Genomic DNA, 14195 nt, shown 5'->3' with positions numbered 1-14195 from the left:
TTTTTGATTAGTTATCAATGATCTTTTTAATGCTTAATTTGATCCAAATTACCCCAGGTTGGCTCTCCACAACTCTTTACACGTCTCCCATGTGAGCTAAGATCTATCGAAGTTCCTCTTACAGGTGTTCCGTCACTCTTATTCAATATCATAAACTCCATTCTCCAGGCATTATCTCCTTTTCTTTTCTTGGCTCTAACCACATCAAAATCAAGATCTATATATTTTTGCCCCGTGATATCCAATGTGATATCTTCAAAAATGAAGCGTTCTCCTTGTCTATTGGTTACCTCATTACCAAAAATCAATTTATCATTCATTCTTAAAGACATTCCTCTATAATTAGTTTGATGGAATATGATTGCATATTGAATTGTTTCATTAGGATTACCATGGATTACGAATTCTGCACTTCTTCCGACACATTCTTTTATTCTATGACCATCTATATTAAGGTAAAGCACTTCATTGGTAGTGTATCTACCAAAAATACTTGGCACGGCATCATCATCGCAAGCATCGCCAATCCCATCTCCATCATAATCAGCTTGATTTCTATTTGAATCATATGGACAGTTATCTTCATCATCTTCTACTCTATCATTATCATAATCAATATCCTTTGGTAATTCTCCGATAAGATTTCGTTCTAATTCAGCACTTTCGTTTGCGGGAATTAGCAAACTAGTTCTACCAGTATGAGCTACATTTTCCGATACTTGTATTCCTTCAAAACCATCTTTATCTGCGGATTTTTTAAAGTTGAAGTGAGCACTGTCTGAATTTTTAAAAGCATAATCTTCAAATCCATCCATACCCATATCACGATATCTACTATTCGAACTTACGGCAGTTGGTAATGTGTAGTTATACCCGTATTGCGCTGCAGAATATCGATCTAATGCATCTTTATTTTCTAATTCTGCCCCAAACGGACTGTATTGTGTTACTTCACTAGCAAATGTCCAGACATCATCAGCGGTATTAGATTTTTGCCAGGCACCATCTTGCAACTTGCTATAATACGGAGTAAACTCTTTAAAATAACCTTCTCTACGAGTATTTACTTTAGAAGTTGCTCCTTCATTAACATTAGTACGTTCTGTTAAATAAGCATAGGAACGTTTTGCTCTCCATTCTCCTTTTGCATTATAGAGATATGGATTAAATGCAGGTTCAAAAGGATAATCTTCTTGAGAAATATCTTCTAAACTCTGGCCATTTAAAGCCTCTGGAGCAAAAGGAAGTTCGCTTTCGCATTGACAATTCCAGAATTCATTATATTCTACCGCACTGGCGTTTACAATTCGTAAATTATCTGAAGCAGAAGTATTTGTGTTTAATGTAAAAGTGTTAGTGTCTACTTTATTTAAAGGCGCTCCGTTTTCATCGGTAATAGGGTTTTTCATCATTGTGATGGCTCCCATATTTGCCATTTGTTGATTTCTTCGTCCTGATCGTACGATTCTAAATGAAATATCATCTTCAATCGCTTCTCCTTCAGATTTATTAACCACACTACCATTTTTGTTCATAAGCAATACTCCATTGCCAGCACCATTAAAACCAACAACCCATAAACGTTTACTTAGTTCTGCTCTTCCATACGTTGCTATAATCTCATCACCCAGTGTAAAATATTTCTTTGCTTCATTTATCGTAAAGAAATCACCTGATCTTTTAAGAGTTCCTGTAATTCCGACATTACGAGATGCTTGTCCCATATCATCATATGCCCAATATGCTGGGAAATTGAAATTATAATACTCATCATCAAATTCGTTAATCGTTCGGGTTAATAGCACTTGCCCTGTTTCTGCGTCCCAGGCTTCGTTAATAGTAGATACTTTAGACCCAAGATCCGTTGCTATCTTTTCTTTCATTACTGCTGTGGTATGAATCACCTTGGTAGTAATAGTAGAATGCGCTACATTTTCTATTTTTGTAGATGAAGGAACGATCATAGGAACAGGGACCGGAAAAGGTCCAATCATTAATACAACCAGGTTTCCTTTATATCCTTTGGTCTGTGATCTTGAATAGCTTTCTCTAAAATCTGTAACTATATCATAATCTACCCCAATTTGTCTGTCATAATTAACATTACCATCCCTACTTATTACAGGAAGTTTATTATTTAGTTTAGAAACATCAGAAGCTTCTGTACTGTATTTATATTCTACCGAAGAAATTGGTTTTTCCTGATTCTCAGCATATACTTTCTGGAAACGCATTTTACCATTCATATCATTGGTATGCACCACGAATCCTTGCGATAATGCGAATTCATTTTTAGTTTCTACCGGTTGACCAAAAAGTCCTTTAATCAAATTCTGTAGAAATTCATTTTGATTCGATGCAAAATTATCAGGACTATCAATGTCTGTATAATCAACTATGGTAGGATAATCTTTTGAAGTAAAATGTTCTGTAACTACTTTTCCTGTAGCATGTTTAGTAATTCCTTCTCTAGCCAAATTACTCACGGTAATCATACTATAGGTTACTGTAGCTCCTGGAAAGAAAGATTCTCCAAACGGTTTTTCAACATAACTCACTTCTCTTGGTGCTATTAATCTTTCTCCTTTATTATAAAATGGTTCTACAAATGGATTTTCTTTACTCATGTTTGGTTCATAGGTAGCAACTCCACTAGAACTACCATCTCCTAACGTATAGTCATACGTTTGGCCGTATTCTTTAAGGTATCTTTGATCATCATCGCTAATGGTTGGATCCACCATTTTATTCCACTGATCTTTCATCACCAGCTTTTTAATTCGTGTTCCTCCTCCTAGTTTATATTTTTTTGGTGTAGATAATCGAATCCAGGATTTTTCGGGTACGAAACGCTGTGCGCATAGATATTGATTACTACGTAGCTTTGCATTGGGCCCTGTAAAAATATCTTTTATAGCCGCAAAACTGCTTACTACTTTTTGTGCAATTGTTTGAAAATTTTCTGAACGGTAATCAGAATTAATACCATAGACCTGGCCATTCAAATATTGTCTTCCAAAATACCATCCTGCCTTTGAAATAGGATTAACTTGTTTATTCCCAGATACTCCACCTTCCATATCAGAAAACTGCATAGGTATCGCCGCATAAACCGCATTATTTGCATTAAAAACTTTTACTTCCTTCTTTTTCCCTGTTAAGGGATCTGTTTCTAATTCAAAATACCCGGTTACATAATCAAAATCATTATTATTAATAGACAAAGCTCCAGCTTTTGTCATGTTCATTAGAAATCTAAAATAGACTGGTTTATCAGTAATTCCTTTTAAATATTTAGAATTAAAGTTTACACCTTGCGCATCTGTTTCGCTTGGTAATTTCACATATAGATATCGCGCATCATTGTTTCCAGAAAATTTATACAATCGCGAGTTTGATTCTGGGTTTGCAGGAGTTTCATCTCCTCCAGCACCTACGACTTTAAACATTTGCATAGTCTCGCGATCCTGAACATACTGATAGTCATCACTTTCGTAAGTAAGATCAATCTTTCCTCCTGATGGCAGATTAATCGAACTCAGTGACCAAGCTGAAGCATATGTGTTTTGTAATTCACGATCATCTTGTTGAACAAAAGGAAATTCTGGTGCCGTTATAGGATCTTCAGTATTACAACCGCCTGTTACATTAGGTTTATAGTTACCCCAAACATCATAGGACTTAAGGTTGTAATCAGGATTAGAAGCATCATTCTGAATCCATGTACCATTTTGATCATAACTACCGGTTCCATAATTAAATTTATACGGAGTGTATTTACCCATTTTAGAATTTCTATAAGTAAAATACACTTGTTTTAAGGTTAATTTCCCTCCGTTTTTAACTGTTCCATTGCCGTCAACATAATCTATTTCGTGTGCATCTAGTGCACCTCCTAAATTATTATCAACTCCCTGACATTGTGAGTAATCATATATAAAATGTGCTGTCTTAATTGCACTTATAGGTAAATCATTATTTGGATCTTCATCTAAAATTTTAGCTTTGATCGCTTCTGGTTTAGAATACAATCGTACTTTATCGATTTTATACATTTGCTGACCTGAAGAAGGATTTCCTCCATTTTCTCCATTAGTTCCTCTTCCGTCTTTACGGGTAGAAAGGTCAAAAAGAGCTACATGTGTTTTTGTGATAATCTTATTGATATATTTCAGTTCTTTTTCACCGTATATATAACTTCCTTTTTGATCCGATTTATTCGTGTTTAATCCAGCATTATAAGAAGCTGTATTAGCCGCATAAGGTACTCTCCATTTATAATCCTGAGGGATAGCTTTATATTCAAAAAGTGTATATGCTCCCAGATCGTCATCTGTTGGGCCATCACCATTTACATCTTCATAATCTGATGATAAAACAGAGGATAATAAATACGTATGTGCGTATGCAGGTGTGTGTACCGCATTAAAAAAGTGATCGATACCACTTCTGTTTCCTCTTGTATTCTCTCCGCTATTATAATTTACAATTCCTGTAGCACAATCATAATTATTGCTATCAGTAGTAAATGTAACTTCTTTCTTTATATTATTATAAGCCGTTTCACCATACACATAGGTAGATCCATCTGCATTTTGTACTCTTACTTCTGCGGTATGATGTGGTTGTGCTTTTTCGTTTATTCTGGATTCTGCATATTCTTTATCGTCATAAAATTTCGTCAATTCCTCTGCACTTACTTTTAGAATATTTTGATTACGTACATCTCTATTTTTTCTTTTAAACTTTGTTTTAAAGTTTGCTGCTCCCAAATCTTTATGTTCTGGCGTAAAATCAGAACTATACGTTTTAACTCTAAATCGGTTATCTGCATATTTATCAAAACTCTTTTTGCTACCTCCTATTTTTAACGCAATTGGCGAATATCCTCCTAAATCTTCAAATAACTGCTGATCTTTATCTACTCTAGGTTCTCCTATATATTTAAAGTATACAGATTCGTAATCTAATGATTCACCATCTCCTTTAACATCTTCTCTTTCTTGCTTAAAGTATTGTAATGCTTTAGTCTCCCAGATACCTGTATGACTTGAAGAAGGAGCAGCTGTAAAATTGACTCCTGTATGAAATCCTGAACCTGGCTCAATCTCTACACCTAAACTAAAACTGGCACTTTCATCTTCTACAAATTCATCATTTATTTGTCCTATCTGACTACGAAATGGTCTAAACATCCCTCCAGCACCTTGTCCTTGAACATTATATGTATCATAGGTATAACTTGTTGTAGGCAATACCAAAGTAGATTTACTAATCACCCCATCTTTTTCTCTATTGTAATCTAATACATCATTTGTTCCTGCAAAGCCGGTAAATTCATATCCATATGCTTTTTCTACTTTTAATGGATCTTTAATTTTTTGTACCGCTCCCATGGCTGAGACTTCTAGTTCTCCATCTAAGCCCCAAACATCTGCTCCTAAAGAAAGAGCAACCGTACCATTAATATCAGTAAAAGCGGTTCGTTTACGTGGTGTTAGTGTAGGATTTACGAAAGAAACTCTTCCAGAGCCTCCTATCCCTCCAGCAAAACTCGATATCTCGGTGCTTTCTGAACCATCTGCATTTTTTGTTGTTTTTTCTTCAAATTGACGGGCAGATAAACTTCCTGATAAACTAAAATTACTTAAACCCTGAGTAGAATTATAAGAGACTCCTGCATTTAAAGCTCCGCTAATTACACCATCTACCATTTTCCCCGATTCAAATTTTGCACTTACACTTGGTGATATCGTAGCTCCTTCAGTAGCTGAAGTTTCTACCTGCATACCCACAGTGACATTATCTGATAAGCCAATAGATAATCCAAAAGAAGGTTTAAAAGATAAACCTGAATAGTTGTTGTATTTTAAATCCGCTCCTACAGTTATATTTACTCCATCAGGTGTTTCAATACCAAAAATCTGAGGATCTAATGCTGCGTGTACTCCTACTGTTACATTATCCCGCATGTTATTTTCGTAGGTCATTTCATCGCCTTTAAAATCATCAGGGATTCCTCGTACTTGTCTATTAATCTGACCTACATTAAGGTTCCATCCTAATCCTACCCAAGAGGCTTCCTGATCCATAGATACTCCGGAATCATATGCCAGGTTTAATGGATATCCTCCTACATCCATCACGGGAATGTTGTAATTAAAATTACCTGAAGACAGGTTCACCATATCAGAAGTACCAATAGGTGTAAAAGAATTAAACTCGGGTTGTGATGGTCCACTGGTTAATGCCCATAATTGCATAGGTTGCATCATCTGAACGATTAATTGAATCGCCAGGTAACTTGCCACTACCTTGGTAACTTTACTTTTTCGAATTGTATTGATCATATCACTATATGTGTTATAATTTTATAGCTTAATTGGTGTTTCTGTAAACTTAAATTTGAGTAATCCGTTGTCAAACAACTGATCATCATATATCAATTGAATATTTTCTCCTTCGGGAATATTGCCAAAATGAAGTAGCAACCTCTTAAAAGGTGCTACTTTAAAATTTCTTTCAAATGTTAATCCTGAACAATTAATGGTATCTCCTGATTGCGTTACTACTTTAAAATCTCTTTGAATCTTAAAAGACATATACTTTACCGATGATTCATAATCAAGATTTGTATATTTTGACTTGAGTAAATCTTCTTCTTGTTCTTGCTGAAACTCAACTTCTATTACTCTTTCATTTTTTACGGTTTTATATATAGAATCTACTTTCTCTAAATCCTTATCACCCTCGTTTTTAAGGATATAATATTGCAAAGGAACTTCTGTAGCCTTGTAAGAAATATCTGCGTATATATGTGATATTGATTTGGATTTCCAACCTGCTTGTTCCAGGTTATAAATCTTTTCTTCTACCTTGGATTCGAAGTCTTTTTTTTCTTTTTGACAAGAAAACAAGACAAGCAATGCCCAGCCCATAATTATGGGTGCGTAAATCTTTTTGTTCATAATAAATTATCCGTGGATTTTATTCTATCTGATTACCCTCATATTTTTCGTTTGCATATATTAATACATTAGAGGTAATATTGATTACTTCTTCTGCATACATAACATTACCATTGCCCTGGGTACCTAAGACAATTTTATACTTGTGAGTTTCTCCGTATTCTTTTATATATTGATTCAATCTATTCCAGACTTTTCGATTTAGATCTTTGGATAAAAAATCTTTTGTCTTTCTTAATTCCTGGTCTTGAGCTCTGAGTTGTTTTTCTAATTCTGTAGTTTTCTCTTTATTTTTTTGTTCTCTAAAAATTGAATAGATTGAATACAGGCTGTCCATTTTTTTTCTTTCAACATTCATCTTCTCGGTATTTATCTTACCCAGATCTTTAGACATATTAAAGTCATTAAATAACTCGACATTATCCACATAAACGATCTCAGACTTTGAAGGCTTAACAAAATGAAGTGATAGTAAAATGATGAGTGCTACTGCCAAAACCCCATTAATGGCTAATAACAAAAAAACTTGCTTTTTTTTCAAGATGGTTTGTTTAAATTAAAGGTGGCAAAACTATGCCAAATACATTACTTTAATTGATCAAAATTTTAATTTTATTAACAATTAATCATTTCATAATTATCTAGATACATTGGTGATCTAAATATGATATTTTTGTATTGGTTTAATAATAATTATATATTAGTCTCAGCTCTTTCATATCCATCGATTTGTGTTTTTAAACTTAGCAAATTGATTGTTGTTTTTTGCTCTACTATTTATGTCTTATCTATCTCATATGTTACCCTAATTTTTTGTTTTTTTTTGATTTTAATTAAGATTCTTTTGAGAGCCTATATTTTATGCAGGATTGAAAGGTTTTTGAAGTTGTAAAAAGTAACATACTTAGGGAAATAATATTTTCTTTTTCTAAAAAAATTATAGAAATGGTTTCTATTAAAATAGTAAGAGCTACTTATTTCTAAGTAGCTCTTATCTTATATTATACGCCAATCTGATACGGTACTAGCAGGGATGCTAGCACTAGCGATCATTCATACGTTATACCTCAGAAGAATTACTTGTTAAACCTAAAATAGCTTGTTCTCTATCAATCGCGCATAGTAAATCCCCAGTCCTTACTAATTGATTTACCTCTACATTATATTGGATTAGACCATTTACAGGAGCTTCAATTTCCATATAATAGTTCTCACTTTCTATTATAATAATTATATCTCCTTTTTTAATTTTTGAATTCCTCAAATGACATATCTCGCCTACTCGCATTGGTTCTTCCATTGCACTTGGCATTTTAATCAATTCTTTCATTATTTTTTCTTCTTAGGTTTCCATACATTTTTCCTAAAATCTTTTGCCAAAACTTTTAATTCACTAAAAAACTCGATTGCAGATTCTAAATGTTCAGAAATTGGTAAATAATGACCACTTCCATTTGTTACTTCAATAATCTATATTTTATAGTTTCGAACGTATCTGAATTATTCTTTATTGGTCTAATAAAACTCATATTTATATTTTCTACTCATTTATATAAAATACAAATTCTAATATGGTTATTATTTTAAAAATATTACTACCTAATTAAAAACAAAAACTACCCACCTCTAAGTATCCCTTGTTTAAAACACTATAATTATTTAATGACACTATCTTGGATATCTGTATACCATTAATAACTCTAAACCTTCGTCCTCCTTTTCTTTAATAAAATTTAAATTATTTTCATTTAAAAAACACTCGAACTTTTGTTGAATATCCTTAATTCTAAAACTAACTCTTATATGATCTTCATCATAAGCCTCAAATCGATAAAAAACCTTATCAAAATCCTCACCTCTTATATTGGAAACAAAATTATATACATCATTTTCATTTAAATACTTACGTTTTCTTATACCTTCTTTTATTTCTGACAGTTTAGGTAAAACAGGCTCAGTCAATAAATGAGATGGAAAATATAGGTAATGAATCCTTTCGAATTCCTTCGTTAAAAGATTAATTTTTATAGGCCCTTTTCCTCCTACAGTTTTATACCTATCATCATCGGGATTATTCACTTGATCAATAGTAGGGGTAGAAATGTAAATAAAATCTCCGTCTCTGACTAAAAATTCTATTACTTCATTTTCCTTAAGTTCTCCTTTTAAGAGCTTATCTATTTCTTCATTTGTCATAATCATTATTGTCTTAATACTTCAAAAACATCGAATGCCTTAAATTCTTGTTGTAAAAATTTGTAACTCAAATTAAAAACAAAAGCTACCCATCTCTAAGTAGTTTTCTATTTTTTATAATTTCTTATTTATACACACCACTAGTCACAGATCAGCGAGGAATCAGAAGCTCTTACTATATTTTTTAGATAACCGCACCGATTACTCATCTCCTTATATATTTTTTTATGGCATTATAAAAATCGATTTTTTTCCTACCAGGTAGGTATCTTTAGATTCTAAAATTATTCTTAACTCAATATTAGAACTTGAAACTCTAATGGTATCAATTGTCATCCCAAACTCTCCAACGAATCTTTTGTCATTTGAATGATTAATATTTAAGTACTTATATCCATCTTCTTCTAAAAAATCAAAATTAAATTTAACTTTCTTCTCTCTCCAATTCAAAACAATTTTATTCACAGAATAATCTATAGTCATTGGGATTGTAGAATAAACTATATTCTGTTTATCACTTGCAAGCAAATCATTACCCTTATGATGCATCTGGTAAATCTGCCACTTCTCTATTTCTACTTCTTTATTAATACAACTAGTAAAAAGATAAAAAAATATCAGCAAAAAAGGGAATAGAATTCTCGTATTGATAAGTAAATTAGCCACCGCTACTTGCATCTTTTTCTGTTTCTTCTTGAGAATCATCTTTTTTGTTCTTTATTAATCTAATAAAACTCATATTTATATTTTCTACTTATTTATCTAAAATACAAATTCTAATATGGTAATTATTTTTAAAATATTACTACCTAAATCAAAAACAAGAGCTACCTAGAGATAAGTAGCTTTCTATTTTTTATAATTTTTTACTCATACACGCCACTAGTCATAGACAGCGAAGGTTAAAGCTCCTGAACTGTAAAAGGGATATTATTGAACACACCATTTGTTATGGTAACTATCTCTGGAGTATCAAGCCCTGACAAGTCACCTACCTTATAGTAAGTTCCTGAAAAAGTGCCAGATATCATCCCATCAGAACATGAAGTCACGGTAACTCTAATGTCACTTTCTATCGAAGGATCTGTTATCACAGTATTGCTGTGTTCGCTTACAAAATTGTCATTACCTACTCCATAGTAAAAAAGCATCACTATTTTATTAGGAAAATCATCATAAGTCTTTGATGTCATACAATCAGTAATTTGTTCCTCGAAAAGAATCATACCTACTTGATAGTTTTCATCCTTACCGGTTAGATCATATCGCTGCATTGATAAACTTGGGATGTGAGTAAGCGTGGATGTATGATCTGTTGACTCCCAAAAATCTCCGCCTATGGTAGCACTCATATAGCTCTGATCATCACCTGAGCTATCATCACTACTACAACTAATTAAAACCAACATTAATACTCCTATTAAAACTTTTGGTATTCTATTTCTCATATTTACTTTATTTTAATTTATCTATCTTTTATTATTAAGTAGGTTTTAATTATTATACTTCATCTCTTATTAATCATGTGTCGATATCATGTAAATTGTTACCTATATTTTTGTGTTTTTTTATAGTTAATTTAAGATTCTGAACGATTAGTAGTAATCTATTTTATTAAAACAAAAAAACCACCTATCTCTAGATAGTTTTCTATCTTTATCTTATTACCTGTGATAGTACTTGTTATAAATGGGCACTAGCTATGGAGAAACTAGTATTATCAGGAAATCTTTAAAGGTTTAAAAAAAATAGCATCGATGTAAAACATAAAAAAGCTACCCATCACAATAACGATAGGCAGCTATTTTATTTTTCTTACTCGTACCGCCACTAGCTACAAGCTAGCGGGAGCGGGGATTTATAATGGCTTTAAAAAAATAGCTTCGTTGTAAAACATAAAAAGCCACCTATCGTAATAACTATAGGCAACCATTTTATATTTCTTTCTCGTACCGCCACTAGCTACAAGCTAGCGGTAACGGGGGAAACCAAAAAAGCATATGCTTCCTAAAAACAAAAAAAGCTACCCAGTATAAACTAAGTAACTCCTTTTATATAATTTTATTTCTATATTTTCCAAAACTTAATGCGAGGATTTTTCGGTATATACCTTGTTGGTTCGCTATTTAAGTTAAATGTATCTGGCAATTCCACATCAACAAAGAGAAAATTTAAATAGTTTTTATCTTTTAAATAAATATTTAGATAATATTTACCAATTACTGGAGAATCTTCCCAAGGAAAAAACGAATATTGACCATACTTAATTTCGTTATTCTCTATAAACTCATACTTTACATGTTTAGTAATATAACTTCCTGATTTGATTTCTACAATTCTAGCTACTGAAAAAACTCCTTCTTTTTTTAACTCATAAGAAGTTTTAATACTAAGAACTAAAATAATTAGAAGATAAAAACCAATCAAAATAAAAAATATTCTACTAGTCTTTACCATTTTAAAAAGAGATTTTAATCTATTTAGTGCTCTCATTTTTTCTATTGATTATCCTCAGATGACACATTGTTATTTATTCCTGTACTAATACTTAACGATGTTGCTGGTGAAAAAACACCTCCATACAAATAAGTGTATGTTTTAAGAATATTCTTTGCTGAATTTAATTCTGATTTAAGTCCTGCATTAAACTTTCCTAATGAAAGAGCTCTCAATCTAAAGTGATTTGGATCTATTAAACCGATTGCTTTATAAGAATTAGTTCCTATCCCAATACTACCTATATTATTTTTCCATATTTCCCAAGCTTTTAATTGTTGCCATCTATTGAAGTTGATTTCATCAACCAAACTAGCAATTCTCTTTTCTAAACCTTCGGTAATTTTACCTCCAGCAGAATTAAATACTTTTCCAATTGTATAATCAACTCCTACATGGAGCAAATCTTTACCGTAGGAATCATAACCAAAATATTGAGCCCCTGCAACTTTTAAACCGTCATCTGTATAATCTACCAGAGGGGTTATAGCCAAATTCCAAGATACTGGTAGCGGTGATAATAATACATCAGCTCTATCAACTCCACTTAAATCTCCATTAAAAGCAACCGAAACAGTAGACTGAATAGTAAGATTCGCAACCATATTAGCTAAAGCCTGTTTTCCAGCTTCTGTTAATAATATTGGTCCCATCATCTCTAATAAAACACCTCCAGAAACTGGTGCAGATCCTATTAATATTAATTTAGCTGACATATTTGAAACCTTCACCCCTATAGGTTCTGGAGTAGCTGGAATAAACTCCTCCCATTTTCTAGTTTCATCATTATACCATCTATGCATATTTTCTCCTTCTCTATTTACTGAATTAAATATCCACCACTTATTATCAACTTTAAATCTAACTCCATGAGCAAAAGTAGAATGCTGAGAAGCTTTCCACATGTATTCTGGGTTGGTCGGTTGTAAGCCTTCCATATCAATCATATCAATAAGTCTATTTGCCGAAACAGCATAAGGAGACAAGAACGGATATCTTTTGGTTAACGGGTCAATACCAAAAAACCTGTTTAATCTAGTATCTAACATTCTAAATTTGAAGTTTGCCGAGTTACCCTCTCCTTTAATCTCATTATCCATTTCCTGTCCTTGGAAGCCATATCTATAATTTCCAGAATTTCCATGAGAAACTAGTATTATCAGGAAATCTTTAAAGGTTTAAAAAAAATAGCATCGATGTAAAACATAAAAAAAGCTACCCATCACAATAACAATAGGCAGCTATTTTATTTTTCTTACTCGCACCGCCACTAGCTACAAGCTAGCGGTAGCGGGGTAACCAAGTCCGATATCGCCAGTATCACCGTTCTTCACAAACTCCAAGCCTTCCATATACTTGGCATATTTCTTACTGATATCTGTACCATCGATAATGATGAAATCATTCTTAGAAACACTGCAACAAACCGTACCCAGATGATTGGCTAAGACCTTATCAGCATAATCATCTTTCAAATATTGAGCAGATAAGCGTTTAGCAACATCTTTTAATTTCAAGCCTTCACGAAGGGAAGCTGCGATTTGATTAACAAATACGGATTTTGATTTTAAAATACCCAAAACCATATCCCTAAAACAACGCAATTCAGGTTTGGTCATCTGTTTTGTTATTGAAAAATAGCTGCTCATTAAAGTTTGTATCTTTTTTGTTAGTATCTTGTCCATCAAACTGTTTTTAAAGTGATATTTTATTGCAATTACAAAATACACTTTTTAAACAGTTTTTCCCGTTATAAAAAACTCAAATTATCAGTGAAATCAATACTTAAAGAAAATCACTGTATAATTTTCAGGGGATGGCTAATTAATTTTATCTACCTCTTACTATTAAGTAGGTTTTAATTATTATACTTCACCTCTTCTTAATCATGTGTCGATATCAGGTAAATTGTTACCTATATTTTTGTGTTTTTTTATGATTAATTTAAAATTCTGAACGATCGGTACTATTCTATTTTATTAAAACAAAAAAACTACCTATCGTAATAACCATAGGTAGCCATTTTATGTTTCTTACTCGTACCGCCACTAGCTAAAAGTTAAAGGTAGTGGAGGCTTGTCATTAACAATATTAGAAACAAACTCATTCATAGAGTATGTACAGTAGTAAAAAGGCAGCAACCTTATCTAAAAGCTGCTGCCTAGTATTTTAACAATTTCTACTTGTTTTTACCATGGAAATCGGGGAGACATAGATAACTATTATTTTATTTTAGTAACACCCTCCCATTTACAAAATTCATCTAATGTCATATCCTTTTCTTCTATTACATGAACTAAATAACGATCAAGAGTTTCATTTGCAGCACAATTTGCATCACCTCTCAAAAGTATTTGAGTATAAGGATCATAGATTAAACTATAATTTAAGTCACTATAAGGCTTATAAAAAATGTAGTAGGTTTTTAAATCTTCATCCATTATTTTGAATTCATCCACCTTATCAAAATAGGCTATTAAATCCTTACTTAATCTATGTTTTATAGTTTCGAACATAAATATTATTTAATTAAAG

11 protein-coding genes are annotated in these 14195 nt (G+C 32.3%); all 11 read right to left on the bottom strand.

Annotated elements, in window-relative coordinates:
- Positions 1–26 precede the first annotated feature (26 nt).
- Complete coding sequence (locus U0D62_RS22915) at positions 27–6350, bottom strand: thrombospondin type 3 repeat-containing protein (RefSeq protein WP_322289693.1); 6324 nt, start codon at positions 6348–6350, stop codon at positions 27–29.
- Between the two features lie 21 nt (positions 6351–6371).
- A complete protein-coding gene (locus tag U0D62_RS22910) occupies positions 6372–6968 on the bottom strand; it encodes a hypothetical protein (protein ID WP_322289692.1) in 597 nt (198 codons plus the stop codon).
- Positions 6969–6987: 19 nt separating this feature from the next.
- Positions 6988–7509, bottom strand: coding sequence for an OmpH family outer membrane protein (locus U0D62_RS22905; protein ID WP_322289691.1), 522 nt, complete (start codon positions 7507–7509; stop codon positions 6988–6990).
- 519 nt (positions 7510–8028) lie between these two features.
- A complete protein-coding gene (locus tag U0D62_RS22900; protein WP_322289690.1) occupies positions 8029–8298 on the bottom strand; it encodes a biotin/lipoyl-containing protein in 270 nt (89 codons plus the stop codon).
- A 338-nt stretch (positions 8299–8636) separates the two neighbouring features.
- Positions 8637–9164, bottom strand: a complete 528-nt coding sequence (locus U0D62_RS22895) for a hypothetical protein (RefSeq protein WP_322289689.1) — start codon at positions 9162–9164, stop codon at positions 8637–8639.
- A 225-nt stretch (positions 9165–9389) separates the two neighbouring features.
- On the bottom strand, positions 9390–9869 hold the full coding sequence (locus U0D62_RS22890; RefSeq protein WP_322289688.1) for a hypothetical protein: 480 nt from the start codon (positions 9867–9869) through the stop codon (positions 9390–9392).
- Positions 9870–10066: 197 nt separating this feature from the next.
- A complete protein-coding gene (locus U0D62_RS22885) occupies positions 10067–10612 on the bottom strand; it encodes a hypothetical protein (protein WP_322289687.1) in 546 nt (181 codons plus the stop codon).
- A 619-nt stretch (positions 10613–11231) separates the two neighbouring features.
- Positions 11232–11657: a hypothetical protein gene (locus U0D62_RS22880; RefSeq protein WP_322289686.1), complete on the bottom strand. Its 426-nt coding sequence runs from the start codon at positions 11655–11657 to the stop codon at positions 11232–11234.
- Positions 11658–11662: 5 nt separating this feature from the next.
- A complete protein-coding gene (locus tag U0D62_RS22875) occupies positions 11663–12760 on the bottom strand; it encodes a hypothetical protein (protein ID WP_322289685.1) in 1098 nt (365 codons plus the stop codon).
- A 174-nt stretch (positions 12761–12934) separates the two neighbouring features.
- Positions 12935–13345 carry a hypothetical protein gene (locus U0D62_RS22870; RefSeq protein WP_322289684.1) on the bottom strand — a complete coding sequence of 137 codons (411 nt, stop codon included), beginning with the start codon at positions 13343–13345 and terminating at the stop codon, positions 12935–12937.
- Positions 13346–13882: 537 nt separating this feature from the next.
- The gene (locus U0D62_RS22865) at positions 13883–14176 is read right to left on the bottom strand and encodes a hypothetical protein (RefSeq protein ID WP_322289683.1); all 294 of its coding nucleotides are present in this window, start codon (positions 14174–14176) and stop codon (positions 13883–13885) included.
- Positions 14177–14195: the final 19 nt, after the last annotated feature.

Source organism: Aquimarina callyspongiae (assembly GCF_034322225.1).
Classification (GTDB): domain Bacteria; phylum Bacteroidota; class Bacteroidia; order Flavobacteriales; family Flavobacteriaceae; genus Aquimarina.
Note: the sequence above shows the minus strand (reverse complement) of the source record. Positions and strands in the feature narration are given on the sequence as shown.